A 13,920-nucleotide genomic window follows, 5' to 3' on the forward strand; every position below is an offset into this window, starting at 1 on the left:
TGGGCATGCCGCGCTCAGCCCGCATCCCCTCTGTCACTTGCCAATGCAAAAGCTCGAGAAGATCACACCCAGCAGGTCATCCGAGCTGAATTCCCCGGTGATGGAGTTCAGCGAGACCTGGGCCAGGCGCAGTTCCTCGGCCAGCAGGTCCAGATGGGCGGCCTGGGCCGCCAGCTGCAGCTCGGCCTCTTCCAGGTGCGCGGCCACGGCCTGCAGCGCCTCCACATGGCGTGCGCGCGCCAGGTACAGGCCTTCGGGAGCGGACTGCCATCCGGCCACATCCAGCAGGCGCCGGCGCAGCGCATCCAGGCCGTCGCCAGTGCGTGCCGACAGCGCCACGCTGCCTTCGCGCCCGCCATGCGCCTGCAGCTGGGCCGGCTCGGCGCGATCGGTCTTGTTCCAGACATCGATCACGGGCACCTGGCCCGGCAGCTTCTGGGCCAGGGTTTCGGCGATGGCCGCGTCTGCGGCCAGATAGTCGTTGTCGCCCATGCGCGTGAGGTCGTGCAGGAAGAGCACGGCATCGGCCGCGGCGATCTCGTCCCAGGCGCGCGCGATGCCGATGCGCTCGACCTCGTCGCTGCTCTCGCGCAGGCCTGCCGTGTCGATCACATGCAGGGGCACGCCCTCGATCTGAATGGTCTGCTGCACCTTGTCGCGCGTGGTGCCGGCGATGGGCGTGACGATGGCCAGCTCGGCACCGGCCAGCGCATTGAGCAGCGAGCTCTTGCCCGCATTGGGCTGCCCTGCGATCACGACCTTGATGCCTTCGCGCAGCAGCGCACCCTGGTGGGCGCGCGACAGCACCTGGTCCAGCTTGCCGCGCAGCCGCGCGAGCTGGCCGCTGGCATCGGCCTTTTGCAGGAAGTCGATCTCTTCCTCGGGAAAGTCCAGCGTGGCCTCGACCAGCATGCGCAGGTGCACCAGCGCATCGCGCAGGCCATGAATCTCCTCGGAGAAGGCTCCCGACAGCGAGCGGCTCGCGCTGCGCGCGGCGGCCTCGGTGCTGGCGTCGATCAGGTCGGCAATGGCTTCGGCCTGGGCCAGATCGATCTTGTCGTTGAGAAAGGCACGTTCGGTGAATTCCCCAGGCTGGGCCAGGCGCAGGCCAGGCAGTACGCTGCGATGGCCTTCGAGAGGCTCTTGCGCCGCCTCCAGGCAGCGTGCCAGCAGCAGCTGCAGCACGACCGGGCCGCCGTGGGCCTGCAGCTCCAGCACGTCCTCGCCGGTGTAGCTGTGCGGCGCCGGGAAGAACAGGGCCAGGCCGTGGTCTATGGGACCGCCTGCGGCATCGCGCAACGGCAGGTAGGTGGCCTCGCGCGGCTTGAGGTCGCGCCCGCACAGCACCCGCACCAGCGGCGCCACCCCCTTGCCGGAGACGCGCACGATGCCCACGGCGCCGCGCCCCGGAGCGGTGGCGATGGCGGCAATGGGATCGTTGTGGCGGGGCAGCATGGATGGAGCTTTCTTGGGAAGGGATTTCAGGCCGCCGATGATAGGCCGCCCATGAAAAAAGCCCGCCGAAGCGGGCTTTGGAGCCAGGGCCTTCGCAGGCTTACTTGGCAGGCTTGGTCTTGCCGAAGTTGGGCAGATTGAACTGCGGCGGCACGCCCATGCGGGTGTTGATGATCCACTGCTGGGCAATGGACAGGATGTTGTTCGTCAGCCAGTACAGCACCAGGCCGGCCGGGAAGAAGAAGAACATCACGCTGAAGACCAGGGGCATGATCCACATCATCTTGGCCTGCATCGGATCCGGCGGAGCGGGGTTCAGCGCGGTCTGCAGCAGCGACGACAGGGTCATCAGCACGGGCAGGATGAACAGCGGGTCCTTGGCCGACAGGTCGGTGATCCAGCCGATCCAGGGCGCGTTGCGGATTTCCACGCTGGACAGCAGCACCCAGTACAGCGCGATGAACACCGGGATCTGGATGATGATGGGCAGGCAGCCGCCCATGGGGTTGACCTTTTCCTCGCGGTAGATGCGCATCATCTCCTGCTGCATCTGCTGGGGCTTGTCCTTGAGGCGCTCGCGCATTTCCATGATGCGCGGGTTGATGGCCTTCATCTTGGCCATCGAGGAGTAGGCCTTGGCATTGAGCCAGTAGAAGGCGATCTTCAGCAGCAGCACCAGGGCCACGATGGACCAGCCCCAGTTGCCCAGGAAACCGTGCAGCTTGTCCAGCAGCCAGTACAGCGGCTTGGCCAGGATGGTCAGCCAGCCATAGTCCTTGACCAGTTCCAGGCCGGGGGCCAGAGCCTCCAGGCGCTTTTCGATCTGGGGTCCGGCAAACAGGCGCGCTTCCACGCTCTTGCTCTGGCCGGGCTCGATGGTGCCCACGGGCGTGATCATGCCGACGGCGTAGAGGTTGCTGTCCACCTTGCGCAGGAAGTTCTCGCGCTGCACGCCTTCGGCCAGCAGCCAGGCGCTGGCGAAGTAATGCTGGACCATGGCCACGTAGCCGCCCGAGGACGACTTCTCGACGCTGGCCTTGCCGTTTTCGATGTCCTTGAACTCGACCTTCTGGTACTTCTTCTCGTCGGTGTAGACGGCCGGGCCCGTGAAGGTGGAGTACATGGTGGACTCTTCGCCTTCGGGCTTGTTGCCGTCGCGCACCAGCTGCAGGTACAGCTGCGGGTTCACGGCAGTCGTGCCGGTGTTCACCACTTCATGGCGCACGCCGATGTCGTAGGCACCGCGCTTGAGCGTCCAGATCTTGACCAGCTTCACGCCACCCATGTCGGGCGACTCGAAGCGAAGCTCCATCTGGTCCTCGCCGTCCTTGAGCTCGCGTGCGCCGGGCAGCGCGGTCATGGTCGTCTTGTGCGTGGGGAAACCGCCGCCGATCAGGCCCGACTGGCCCAGGTACACACGGTGCACGCTCTCGTCGAACAGCACGACCGGCTTGTCCTTGTGGGCGGAATCGGCGTACTTGAGCAGCTCGGCATGTCGCAGCGTGCCGCCCTGGCTGTCGAAGGTCAGGCGCAGCACGTCGGTGCTGATGGTCACGTTCTGGCGCGGAGCAGCCTCGGGCGCGGCAGCGCCGCCAGGCACTTCGCCGGCACCGGCCGTTGCCGCAGTCGCTGCCGAGGGCACGCTGGCGTCGCCGGGCGCCTTGCCCGTTTCAGGTGCCGGGGCCGTGGCCACGGCCGGCGCGGGGAAGAAAGTGGCCTTCTTGCCGTTGTGCACTTGCCATTTGTCCCATAGCAAGACCAGCGAAAAGCCAAATATCACCCACAGGATGGTGCGGCGAATATCGTTCATGAAGACTTCTTAGGTGAGGAAGGTTGGGTGTTTTCGGGCGCAGCCGTCAGGCTGGTGAACAGCCTGGGCTTGTGCTCTGGCACAGGGTCATGCCCCCCGTCACACCACGGATGACAGCGCGCCAGTCGGCGCAGTGTCAGGTAGGAGCCTACCGCAGCGCCGTGTTGCTCCAGCGCTTCAAGGGAATAGGCAGAGCAGGTCGGCGTGAAGCGGCAGGCCGAGCCCAGCCAGGGACTGAGCATCAGCCGATAGCCACGCACCAGCGCCATCAGCAGCCGCTGCATCATGGCGTGGCTCCGGCAGGCTCGCCAGCGGCAGCGGCCGGCTCCTGCGCTGGCTGAGGCAACCCGGGTGCCGGCTGCGACAGGCGTTTCGCGGCATGGGCGAACAGCTGCTGCAGCTCGGCACGAACCGCCTGCTTGAGCACATCGGACGTGGCGCTCACGAACTGGCGCCGGTCAAAGCCCGAGCGCAATCGCACCACATGCGCGCCATGGAGCATCAAGGCCTCGTGCTCGCCGCCCACGGCATAGATCTGCCGCTTGATGGTGTGGCGTGTCACCGATCGGCGCGCCCAGCGCTTGGGCACCATGGCACCCAGCCAGGCATCCCGGCGCACCGCGCCAACGCCGAACAGGGCCTGCGGATCTTGCGATCCGGGCCCTGTCGGTGGCGGCATGGCAGCGACCTGCTCCGTCAGAACGAGACGGTGCAGGGCGAAGTGCGCGGTACGCGAAACCGTACCGGCAGCCATGGCGGCCTGAAACTGCGGACGTGTTTTCAGCCGTTGCATTCCAGCACCCCTTTCAGGGGTTCAGTGCAGCGAGCAAACCGCCCAGCAATGGCTGGCCTTAGACGGCCAGACGCTTGCGGCCCTTGGCCCGGCGAGCGTTGATCACGGCGCGGCCGCCCTTGGTCTTCATGCGGACCAGAAAGCCGTGGGTGCGGGCGCGACGGGTCTTGGAGGGTTGGTAAGTACGTTTCATGTTGGTTCCTAGAGAAGGTTCAGTTTTGCACCGGTCCCGTATCCGGCACGCTACACGCAGTGCAGCCAGCAGCCGCCACAAAGGCAAACCGCCAGGCCACCTGCCAAAAATCTGCACGATGCACTTGCCATGTGCGGCCAGGAGCGCGAACCGGGAAGGTTTCGCCCAAGGCAACCAGCAGCAGCATGCAGACCCGATGCAGACGGGCGGGACATATCACCCTGAACACATTCAGGGAAACCCGCGATTATCACAGCGTTGCCCACTTGATGCAATGCCCTTCGAACCCGAAGGATGCCTGCCCATTTTGCGACAGGGCAGAGGACAAGCTCCTGATATTTTGTGGATAACTTCCGCAAAAGCTACAATGGCAGCCTCGCAACAGTTCCTCCTATCCACAACTAGACTTCGACAATGACAGAGGAACCTACGAACGATGCAGGCCAGGGCCTGTGGCAAGTCTGCGTTGAGCAACTGGGGCAGGAAATGCCTGAGCAGCAGTTCAACACCTGGATCAAGCCCCTGACCGCGCACGTCGCCGAAGACTTCTCCAAAGTCACCGTCTACGTGGCCAACCGCTTCAAGCTCGACTGGATCCGCGCCCAATATGCAGGCCGCATCTCGGCCATGCTGGAGTCGCTCTATGGCCAGCCGGTGACACTTGAGTTAGCGCTCGCTCAACGGGAAAGCGTTGTGCGTACTTATGTTCGCCCATCTTCCAGCGAGCGCTCGGCCCCACCGGAAACCATTGTCACCTCGGTGCCCACGGTCACTGGCGAAGACGCGGCAGCGCCGGTCTTCCGTACGCGCCTGAACGCCGCGCTGACCTTTGAAACCCTGGTGGAAGGCACGGCCAACCGCATGGCACGCTCGGCCGCCATGCATGTGGCGGGCTCGCCCGGCCACCTGTACAACCCGCTGTTCATCTACGGCGGCGTGGGCCTGGGCAAGACCCACCTGGTGCATGCCGTGGGCAACAAGCTGCTGGCCGACAAGCCCGACGCGAAAGTTCTCTACATCCACGCCGAGCAGTTCGTCTCGGATGTGGTCAAGGCCTACCAGCGCCGCACTTTTGACGAATTCAAGGAGCGCTACCACTCGCTGGATCTGCTGCTGATCGACGATGTGCAGTTCTTCGCCAACAAGGACCGCACGCAGGAGGAGTTCTTCAACGCCTTCGAGGCCCTGCTGGCCAAGAAGAGCCACATCGTGATGACCTCGGACACCTATCCCAAGGGCCTGGCCAACATCCACGAGCGGCTGGTCTCGCGCTTCGACTCCGGGCTGACGGTGGCCATCGAGCCGCCCGAGCTGGAGATGCGCGTGGCCATCCTGATCAACAAGGCCCGCGCCGAGAACGCCGAGATGCCCGAGGAAGTCGCCTTCTTCGTGGCCAAGAACGTGCGCTCCAACGTGCGCGAGCTCGAAGGCGCGCTGCGCAAGATCCTGGCCTATTCGCGCTTCAACCAGAAGGAAGTCTCCATCCAGCTGGCCCGCGAGGCCCTGCGTGATCTGCTGTCCATCCAGAACCGCCAGATCAGCGTGGAAAACATCCAGAAGACGGTGGCCGACTACTACAAGATCAAGGTGGCCGACATGTACAGCAAGAAGCGCCCGGCCAGCATTGCCCGGCCGCGCCAGATTGCCATGTACCTGGCCAAGGAATTGACTCAGAAGAGCCTGCCCGAGATCGGCGAGCTGTTCGGCGGACGCGACCACACCACCGTACTGCACGCGGTGCGCAAGATCGCCGGCGAACGCCAGCAGCTGACCGAGCTGAACCAGCAGCTGCACGTGCTGGAGCAAACTCTCAAAGGTTGATGAAAACTCCCCCGTTCAGGCCCTGCGTACGCGGCAAAATGGGGGATTCGAGCGGCAAGAGGGGGCTCATGTGTGAGCCGCCGCTCCCACCGAGACCCGCATCCTTAAATCAGAGGTTGACATGATCGTCCTGAAAGCCACACAAGACAAAGTTCTCGCGGTCCTGCAATCGGTGTCCGGCATCGTCGAACGCCGCCACACGCTGCCCATCCTGGCCAACGTGCTGATCAAGAAGACCGGCAACGCATTGCAGCTGACCACCAGCGACCTGGAAATCCAGATCCGCACCACCGCCGAACTCGGCGGCGACACCGGCGACTTCACCACCACCGTGGGCGCGCGCAAGCTGATCGACATCCTCAAGACCATGCCCGGCGACCAGACCGTGAGCCTGGAGACCCAGCAGGCCAAGATGGTGCTCAAGGGCGGCAAGAGCCGCTTCACGCTGCAGACCCTGCCGGCCGAGGACTTCCCGCTGGTGCAGGAGGCTGCGGCCTTCGGCCCGTCGTTCAGCGTGCCGCAGAAGGTGCTCAAGGACCTGCTGGGCCAGGTCTCCTTCGCCATGGCCGTGCAGGACATCCGCTACTACCTCAACGGCATCCTGTTCGTGGCCGAGGGCAAGCAGCTGTCCCTGGTGGCCACCGACGGCCACCGCCTGGCCTTTGCAAGCAGCCAGCTGGACGTGGAAGTGCCCAAGCAGGAAGTGATCCTGCCGCGCAAGACCGTGCTGGAGCTGCAGCGCCTGCTGTCGGATGCCGGCGGCGAGAACCAGCCCCACATCGAGATGCAGTTCGCCAACAACCAGGCCAAGTTCACCTTTGGCGGCATGGAGTTCGTGACCAAGCTGGTCGAGGGCAAGTTCCCCGACTACAACCGCGTCATCCCGCGCAACCACACCAACAGCGTGACCCTGGGCCGCGCCCCGCTGCTGGCCAGCCTGCAGCGCACGGCCATCATGACCAGCGACAAGTTCAAGGGCGTGCGCCTGACGGTGGAGCCCGGCACCTTGCGCGTGGCCTCCAACAACGCCGAGCAGGAAGAGGCCATGGACGAGCTGGACATCGACTACGGTGGCGACACCATCGAGATCGGCTTCAACGTCACCTACCTGATCGACGCCCTGTCCAACATGGGCCAGGACATGATCAGGATCGACCTGCAGGACGGCAACAGCTCGGCGCTGCTGACCATCCCCGAGAACGACAGCTTCAAGTACGTCGTGATGCCGATGCGCATCTGAGCGCGCGCCACACCTACCCGATGCCTGACACATTGCGCAGCCCCTGCACCCGCCGCCCGGTGGCACAAGCCGGTGCAAGGCGCGCAACCACCCTATCCGACTCGTAGCCCGCAGCGCGCGTCCCTACGCACCGCGCCAGCGGCCGAATCGAACATTTTCAAGCGAAGCGACAGCTTCCGACGGAACTACCCCAGGGCCTTCCATGACCGACGAGAACAAGCCAGAAAACCAGACCATTGCCCCCGAAGGCTCAGACTCCAGCGGCTATGGCGAAGGCGCGATCCAGATCCTCGAAGGCCTGGAGGCCGTGCGCAAGCGCCCCGGCATGTACATCGGCGACACCTCCGATGGCACGGGCCTGCACCACCTGGTCTTCGAAGTGGTGGACAACTCCATCGACGAAGCCCTGGCCGGCTACTGCGACGACATCCTGGTCACCATCCATGCCGATGGCTCCCTGTCCGTCATCGACAACGGCCGCGGCATCCCCACGCGCGTGAAGATGGACGACAAGCACGAGCCCAAGCGCTCGGCGGCCGAAATCGCCCTCACCGAACTGCACGCGGGCGGCAAGTTCAACCAGAACAGCTACAAGGTCTCGGGCGGCCTGCACGGCGTGGGCGTGTCCTGCGTGAACGCACTGTCCATCTGGCTCAAGCTCAGCGTGCGCCGCGACGGCGAAGTCTACGAGATCGACTTCTCGCGCGGCCAGGTGCAGAACCGCCCCATCGAGATCGTGGACGGCGTCGAGGTCTCGCCCATGCGCGTGGTCGGCAAGAGCGACAAGCGCGGCACCAAGGTCCACTTCCTGCCCGACACGGAAATCTTCACGCAGAACCATGAGTTCCGCTACGAGATCCTGGCCAAGCGCCTGCGCGAACTGTCCTTCCTGAACAACGGCGTGCGCATCCGCCTCAAGGACGAGCGCGACGGCCGCGAGGACGACTTCTCCGGCGCCGGCGGCGTCATGGGCTTCGTGCAGTTCATCAACGCCAACAAGAAGGTGCTGCACCCCACCGCCTTCCACGCCAACGGCACGCGTCCTGCGGAAAGCTACGGCGGCATCCCCGGCACCGAGATCGGCGTCGAAGTCGCCATGCAGTGGAACGACAGCTACGCCGAGCAGGTGCTGTGCTTCACCAACAACATCCCGCAGCGCGACGGCGGCACCCACCTGACGGGCCTGCGCGCCGCCATGACGCGCGTGATCGGCAAGTACATCGAGCAGAACGAGCTGGCCAAGAAGGCCAAGGTCGAGGTCAGCGGCGACGACATGCGCGAAGGCCTGTGCTGCGTGCTGTCCGTGAAGGTGCCCGAGCCCAAGTTCAGCAGCCAGACCAAGGACAAGCTGGTCTCCAGCGAAGTGCGCGCGCCCGTGGAGGACATCGTCGCCAAGGCGCTGACCGACTACCTGGAGGAAAAGCCCAACGACGCCAAGATCCTGTGCAGCAAGATCGTCGATGCCGCGCGTGCCCGCGAGGCCGCGCGCAAGGCCCGCGAGATGACGCGCCGCAAGGGCGTGCTCGACGGCATGGGCCTGCCCGGCAAGCTGGCCGACTGCCAGGAAAAGGACCCGGCGCTGTGCGAGATCTACATCGTCGAGGGTGACTCCGCCGGCGGCTCCGCCAAGCAAGGTCGCGACCGCAAGTTCCAGGCCATCCTGCCGCTGCGCGGCAAGATCCTGAACGTGGAAAAGGCCCGCTACGAGAAGCTGCTGTCCAGCAACGAAATCGTCACCCTGATCACGGCCCTGGGCACCGGCATCGGCAAGGCCACGGCCGAATCGGGCAAGAGCGGCAGCGACGACTTCGACCCCAACAAGCTGCGCTACCACCGCATCATCATCATGACCGACGCGGACGTGGACGGCGCCCACATCCGCACCCTGCTGCTGACCTTCTTCTACCGCCAGATGCCGGACCTGGTCGAGCGCGGCCACATCTACATCGCCCAGCCGCCGCTGTACAAGGTCAAGAACGGCAAGGAAGAGCTGTACATCAAGGACGGCCCCGCGCTCAACCAGTACCTGCTGCGCATCGCGCTGATGAACGCCAGCGTCAGCACCGGCGGCGCCAACCCGCGCACGCTGGACGGCGAGGAACTGGCCAAGCTGGCCAACATGCACCTGGCTGCCGAGACCGTCATCGACCGCCTGTCCAACTTCATGGATGCCGAGGCCCTGCGCGCCATCGCCGACGGCGTGCAGATCACGCTGGACAGCATCGAGGCGGCACAGGCCTGCGCCCCCATCCTGGAGGCCAAGCTGCGCGAGTTGACCACCACAGGCGTGCCCGCCGAGGTCACGGCCGAAATCGATCCGGTCTCCGAAAAGCCCGTGCTGCGCATCAGCCGCCACCACCACGGCAACATCAAGAGCTCCATCCTCACCCAGGAGTTCGTGCGCAGCCACGACTACGCCGCACTGGCCGACGAAGCCCAGAACTTCAACGGCCTGCTGGGCGAAGGCGCCAAGGTCACGCGCGGCGAAGGCGAGAAGGCCAAGAGCGACAAGGCCACCGACTTCCGCCAGGCCATGCAATGGCTGCTGCACGAGGCCGAACGCACCACGGCCCGCCAGCGCTACAAGGGCCTGGGCGAAATGAACCCCGAGCAGCTGTGGGAGACCACCATGGACCCCACCGTGCGCAGCCTGCTGCAGGTGCAGATCGGCGACGCCATCGAGGCCGACCGCGTGTTCACCATGCTCATGGGCGACGAGGTGGAGCCGCGCCGGGACTTCATCGAGACGAATGCGCTGCGGGCGGGCAATATCGACGTCTGATCCAGCCGAACGGCACACTGCAAAAAGCGCTCTGCAAGGAGCGCTTTTTTCATGGCCGGACCTTGGCCCCCCTGGCCATGTTTACCGCCCGCCAAACTCCTCCCACAGCGCCTGCGTGTGCTCGCCCAGCGCGGGCACGGCGCCCATGGCGGCTTCGGCATCCGATAGCGTGGCCGGGGGCAGCAGGGCCTGGATGCTGCCGGCGGGCGTGGCCACCTCGCGCCAGCGTTCGCGCGCCTGCAATTGCGGATGGTTCCAGACCTCGTGCATGCCGTTGAGCGGCGCGTTGGCGATGCCGCCTGCATCCAGGCGCTGCATGGCCTGTTCGCGGCTCAGGGGGGCCAGCGCGGAGGCGATCACCGCATCGAGTTCCTTGCGGTGCGCCACGCGCTGCAGGTTGGTGGCAAAGCGCGCGTCCTGCGCCAGCGCGGGCTGCTGCAGCACATGGGCGCAGAAGCTGTGCCATTCGCGGTCGTTCTGCAGGCCGAAGATCAGGCTCTGGCCGTCACCGGCCGTGTACTGGCCATAGGGCGCGATGGAAGGGTGGGTCAGCCCGCTGCGCGCAGGCGCCGCGCCGCCGTAGTGGGCGAAATTCAGCGGGTAGGACATCCATTCGGCCAGCGCCTCCAGCATGGATACCTCCACGCGCAGGCCCCGGCCGGTGCGGGCGCGCTGCAGCAGGGCAGACAGCATGCCCGAGTAGGCATACATGCCGGCCGCGATGTCGGCGATGGAAATGCCCACGCGCGCGGGCTGGTCGGGCGTGCCCGTGACCGAGATCAGGCCGGCTGCCGCCTGGATCAGCAGGTCATAGGCCTTTTTGTCGCTGAGCGGTCCGCCTTCGCCATAGCCCGATATATCGCAGACGATGAGACGCGGATATTTCTCATGCAGGCTGTCGAAATCCATGCCCATTCTCTGCATGGCACCGGGGGCCAGGTTCTGGATCAGGATATCTGCGTTTTCCAGTATTTTCCCGACGATATGCTGCCCTTCGGCGGTCTTGATATCTGCGGCCAGGCTTTGCTTTCCCCGATTGGCCCAGACAAAAAAGGATGATTCACCATGGACCTTGTCGTCATAGCCCCGTGCAAAATCCCCATCGGGCAATCGCTCCAGCTTGATGACCCTGGCGCCCAGGTCCGCCAGCTGCCGGCTGGCAAAAGGCCCTGCCACGGCGTGTTCCATGGCCAATACCGTCAAACCATCCAATGGGCGTGTCTGCATTTTCTTGAACGAGGCGAATATTCGATTCGCCGCATTCTAGAAGTGCGACCATCACCCAGCCAGTCGGCATTTTCTAAGCGGAATTTCAAATCTTCTAAGACAGGGATTCCTGCACGGCGCCTTCCTCGGGCAAAGGCTGGGCCGCCACATAGGCCACGAAATCGCGGGCATAGGCGGGCAGGGTTTCGGGTTCGCGCGTGACCACCTTCTGCTCGCGCTGCGCCCAGGCCTCGTCCAGGCCTACGGCAGCCAGCCGGCGCGCCTGCAGCGCCGGCCGGGCAATGGAGCGTGGCACCAGCGCAATGCCCACGCCTTCCTGCACGCACTGCAGCACGGCCTCGAATGTTGGTGCGTGCACACGTACCCTTGGATTCATGCCCAGCCTGGAAGCCATGCCTTGGAGGTAGAGGAAGTTGCTGGTCTTGCGGCCGATCGAGACCAGGTCGTAGGTCAGCGCGGTTTCCAGCGGCACCCTGCTGCTGGCGGCCAAGGGGTGGCCAGCGGGCACCACAAACACCAGTTCATCGTGGCCATAGGTGATGGCGTGCAGGCCATGCAGATCGATCTGGCCGGCCACCAGGCCCACATCGGCACTGCCGTCGAGCAAGGCGCGCACCGTGTCTTCGCTCAGGCGCTCCTCCAGGTCCACATTGACGTTCGGATAATGGGCCAGATAGCGGCTGAGCACGGGCGCAATTCCCGTCAGCGTGCTGCTGTTGGCAAAGACGCGGATATGGCCCGATATTCCGTTGATGTGTCTTTGCATTTCTCCGTGCAAGCGGTCCACGCTGCCGAAAATGGAATCGGCGTATTTCTTGACCGTCATTCCCGCCGGGGTCAGCACCATGCCTTTGGACGTTCTTTCAAACAGCGATGCGCCCATGGCCTGCTCCAGATTCTTGAGCCGGTAGCTGGCCGATGGCGCCGTCAAATGCATTTCAGCCGCGCCTGCGCTGAGGCTTTTGGCCTGGGCAATCGCAAGGAAAACCCTGAGATCCGTCAATTCATATCGCATCCGTTGCATGCCCGCCTTGGGCATTTCCTTGGTGTTAGACGGTTTCTAACCGCCCTATCAATGATTCGACTGGCCGCATTGGCAGCGCATTTCTATAGTCGGCGCCAGGAGACAACGGAGAAAATTATGGACTTCAAGACGGCAAGACGCCAAACCCTTCTCACCGCCCTGCTTCTGGCCGCCGGCGCGGCCGCAGCGCAGGACTATCCGGCGCGCCCCATCAAGCTGGTGATTCCCTACGCGGCAGGCGGCCCCACCGACACCTTCGGCCGCGCCATGGCCGATGTCTGGAGCCAGAAGCTGGGCACGCCCGTGGTGATCGAGAACCGCACGGGTGCCGGCACCCTGGTGGGCACGGAGGCGGTTGCCAAGGCAGCCCCTGACGGCTACACCCTGCTGCTGACCACGGTGGCGCATGCCGTCAATCCCTACATCCACGACAAGCTGGGCTACCGCACGGAGGAAGACTTCGCGCCCGTGGGACTGCTCGCCAGGGCGCCGCTGGTGCTGGTGGTGGACAAGCGGCTGCCCGTGCAGAGCCTGCCGGATTTCCTGGCCTATCTGCGGGCGCGGCCCGGCCAGGTCAGCTATGCATCGGCGGGCGTGGGCAGCGCTCCGCACCTGGGCGCGGAGCTGCTGAACCTGATGGCGGGCACCCGGGCCCAGCATGTGCCCTACCGGGGCAGTGCGCCAGCCATACAGGACCTCATCGGCGGGCACCTGGCCTTCATGCTGGACAGCGCGCCCACAGGCCTGGCCCAGGTCAAGGCGGGCACGGTGCGCCTGCTGGCCACCACCATGGCCCAGCGCCTGCCGCAGACGCCCGACACGCCTGCCATTGCCGAGCAGGTGCCCGGCTACGAGGCCTATACCTGGAACGCCGTGTTCGCCCCCGCAGGCACGCCGCCAGCGCTGATTGCCCGCCTGCAGTCCAGCCTGCAGGCCACGGTGGACGATGCCGGGCTGCAGAAAAAGGCCTACGACATGGGCCTGGTGCTGGAAAAGCAGCCGCGCCCCCAGGCGCTGGCCGCCTTCCTCAAGCAGGAGCTGGACAAATGGGGCAAGGTCGCCCGGGCCGCCCACATGAGCGCGAACTGAGGAGAGTCGCCATGCCACGCCACCCATCCCTGTGCGCCCAGCGCTACTTTGAAGACTTCGCGCTGGGCGAGGTCTTCGCCCTGCCATCGCGCACCATGACCGACGCCCTGTTCGCCGCCTTCCAGCTGGCCAGCGGCGACAACCATCCCGTGCACTACGACGTGGAGTACTGCCGCGCGCGCGGCATGCCCCATATGCTGGCCCACGGCTACCAGGTGGCCATACAGACGGCGGCAGGCGCCGGCCTGTTCCCGCACATGGTCGAGGAATCGCTCAAGGGCTTTCTGGAGCAGGGCAGCCGCTTCCTGGCCCCCGTTTATGTGGGCGACACGCTGTACTGCACGCTGACGGTGTCCGAGCTCAAGCCCGGCAACACCACGGGCGTGCTGACCCTGGCCACCGAGGTGCTGAACCAGCGCGCCGAGCGGGTGTCCGACGGGTTTCAGAAATACCTGTTGAGGAAGCGGCCGGCCTGAGGGCCAGGGG

12 protein-coding genes are annotated in these 13,920 nt (G+C 65.1%); 5 read left to right on the forward strand and 7 right to left on the reverse strand.

Annotated features, from left to right (window positions below; all coding sequences use genetic code 11):
- Positions 1 to 33: 33 nt before the first annotated feature.
- The 5 genes from mnmE to rpmH all read right to left on the reverse strand — a co-directional run bounded on the left by mnmE (position 34) and on the right by rpmH (position 4,251).
- Positions 34 to 1,455 (reverse strand): tRNA uridine-5-carboxymethylaminomethyl(34) synthesis GTPase MnmE, encoded by a 1,422-nt coding sequence (gene mnmE / locus U6958_RS01830; RefSeq protein WP_017407040.1) that lies wholly within the window; start codon positions 1,453 to 1,455, stop codon positions 34 to 36.
- Between the two features lie 100 nt (positions 1,456 to 1,555).
- Entirely contained in the window at positions 1,556 to 3,265 is a 1,710-nt protein-coding gene (gene yidC, locus U6958_RS01835) for a membrane protein insertase YidC (protein ID WP_016447256.1), read from the reverse strand.
- Entirely contained in the window at positions 3,262 to 3,552 is a 291-nt protein-coding gene (gene yidD, locus U6958_RS01840) for a membrane protein insertion efficiency factor YidD (protein ID WP_016447257.1), read from the reverse strand. The genes yidC and yidD overlap by 4 nt, the downstream gene beginning before the upstream one ends.
- The gene (locus U6958_RS01845; RefSeq protein WP_047217511.1) at positions 3,549 to 4,058 is read right to left on the reverse strand and encodes a ribonuclease P protein component; all 510 of its coding nucleotides are present in this window, start codon (positions 4,056 to 4,058) and stop codon (positions 3,549 to 3,551) included. The genes yidD and U6958_RS01845 overlap by 4 nt, the downstream gene beginning before the upstream one ends.
- Positions 4,059 to 4,116: 58 nt before the next feature.
- Positions 4,117 to 4,251, reverse strand: coding sequence for a 50S ribosomal protein L34 (gene rpmH / locus U6958_RS01850; RefSeq protein ID WP_012207856.1), 135 nt, complete (start codon positions 4,249 to 4,251; stop codon positions 4,117 to 4,119).
- Positions 4,252 to 4,665: 414 nt separating this feature from the next.
- Between rpmH and dnaA the strand changes: the two genes are divergently transcribed.
- The 3 genes from dnaA to gyrB all read left to right on the forward strand — a co-directional run bounded on the left by dnaA (position 4,666) and on the right by gyrB (position 10,094).
- Entirely contained in the window at positions 4,666 to 6,072 is a 1,407-nt protein-coding gene (gene dnaA / locus U6958_RS01855; protein ID WP_016447259.1) for a chromosomal replication initiator protein DnaA, read from the forward strand.
- A 121-nt stretch (positions 6,073 to 6,193) separates the two neighbouring features.
- Positions 6,194 to 7,312, forward strand: a complete 1,119-nt coding sequence (gene dnaN / locus U6958_RS01860) for a DNA polymerase III subunit beta (protein WP_016447260.1) — start codon at positions 6,194 to 6,196, stop codon at positions 7,310 to 7,312.
- Between the two features lie 202 nt (positions 7,313 to 7,514).
- On the forward strand, positions 7,515 to 10,094 hold the full coding sequence (gene gyrB, locus U6958_RS01865) for a DNA topoisomerase (ATP-hydrolyzing) subunit B (RefSeq protein WP_016447261.1): 2,580 nt from the start codon (positions 7,515 to 7,517) through the stop codon (positions 10,092 to 10,094).
- An 81-nt stretch (positions 10,095 to 10,175) separates the two neighbouring features.
- On the opposite strand, the gene U6958_RS01870 is transcribed toward gyrB, so the two are convergent.
- Together U6958_RS01870 and U6958_RS01875 are read right to left on the reverse strand one after the other, a co-directional pair.
- On the reverse strand, positions 10,176 to 11,321 hold the full coding sequence (locus U6958_RS01870; protein ID WP_074921149.1) for a CaiB/BaiF CoA-transferase family protein: 1,146 nt from the start codon (positions 11,319 to 11,321) through the stop codon (positions 10,176 to 10,178).
- A gap of 94 nt (positions 11,322 to 11,415) precedes the next feature.
- Entirely contained in the window at positions 11,416 to 12,336 is a 921-nt protein-coding gene (locus tag U6958_RS01875; RefSeq protein WP_074921252.1) for a LysR family transcriptional regulator, read from the reverse strand.
- Positions 12,337 to 12,462: 126 nt separating this feature from the next.
- On the opposite strand from U6958_RS01875, the gene U6958_RS01880 reads away from it, so the two are divergent.
- Both U6958_RS01880 and U6958_RS01885 read left to right on the forward strand, forming a co-directional pair.
- Positions 12,463 to 13,434 (forward strand): tripartite tricarboxylate transporter substrate binding protein, encoded by a 972-nt coding sequence (locus U6958_RS01880; RefSeq protein WP_016454189.1) that lies wholly within the window; start codon positions 12,463 to 12,465, stop codon positions 13,432 to 13,434.
- Between the two features lie 11 nt (positions 13,435 to 13,445).
- Positions 13,446 to 13,910 carry a MaoC family dehydratase gene (locus tag U6958_RS01885; RefSeq protein ID WP_034365445.1) on the forward strand — a complete coding sequence of 155 codons (465 nt, stop codon included), beginning with the start codon at positions 13,446 to 13,448 and terminating at the stop codon, positions 13,908 to 13,910.
- Positions 13,911 to 13,920 lie beyond the last annotated feature (10 nt).

It is taken from the genome of Delftia lacustris (genome assembly GCF_040267515.1).
GTDB classification, from domain to species: domain Bacteria; phylum Pseudomonadota; class Gammaproteobacteria; order Burkholderiales; family Burkholderiaceae_C; genus Comamonas; species Comamonas tsuruhatensis.

Excerpts from the sequence above, each read along its gene's own strand:
- mnmE (WP_017407040.1), bottom strand. The coding sequence starts at position 1,455 with ATGCTGCCCCGCCACAACGATCCCATTGCCGCCATCGCCACCGCTCCG.
- yidC (WP_016447256.1), bottom strand. The coding sequence starts at position 3,265 with ATGAACGATATTCGCCGCACCATCCTGTGGGTGATATTTGGCTTTTCG.
- yidD (WP_016447257.1), bottom strand. The coding sequence starts at position 3,552 with ATGATGCAGCGGCTGCTGATGGCGCTGGTGCGTGGCTATCGGCTGATG.
- U6958_RS01845 (WP_047217511.1), bottom strand. The coding sequence starts at position 4,058 with ATGCAACGGCTGAAAACACGTCCGCAGTTTCAGGCCGCCATGGCTGCC.
- rpmH (WP_012207856.1), bottom strand. The coding sequence starts at position 4,251 with ATGAAACGTACTTACCAACCCTCCAAGACCCGTCGCGCCCGCACCCAC.
- dnaA (WP_016447259.1), top strand. The coding sequence starts at position 4,666 with ATGACAGAGGAACCTACGAACGATGCAGGCCAGGGCCTGTGGCAAGTC.
- dnaN (WP_016447260.1), top strand. The coding sequence starts at position 6,194 with ATGATCGTCCTGAAAGCCACACAAGACAAAGTTCTCGCGGTCCTGCAA.
- gyrB (WP_016447261.1), top strand. The coding sequence starts at position 7,515 with ATGACCGACGAGAACAAGCCAGAAAACCAGACCATTGCCCCCGAAGGC.
- U6958_RS01870 (WP_074921149.1), bottom strand. The coding sequence starts at position 11,321 with ATGCAGACACGCCCATTGGATGGTTTGACGGTATTGGCCATGGAACAC.
- U6958_RS01875 (WP_074921252.1), bottom strand. The coding sequence starts at position 12,336 with ATGCGATATGAATTGACGGATCTCAGGGTTTTCCTTGCGATTGCCCAG.
- U6958_RS01880 (WP_016454189.1), top strand. The coding sequence starts at position 12,463 with ATGGACTTCAAGACGGCAAGACGCCAAACCCTTCTCACCGCCCTGCTT.
- U6958_RS01885 (WP_034365445.1), top strand. The coding sequence starts at position 13,446 with ATGCCACGCCACCCATCCCTGTGCGCCCAGCGCTACTTTGAAGACTTC.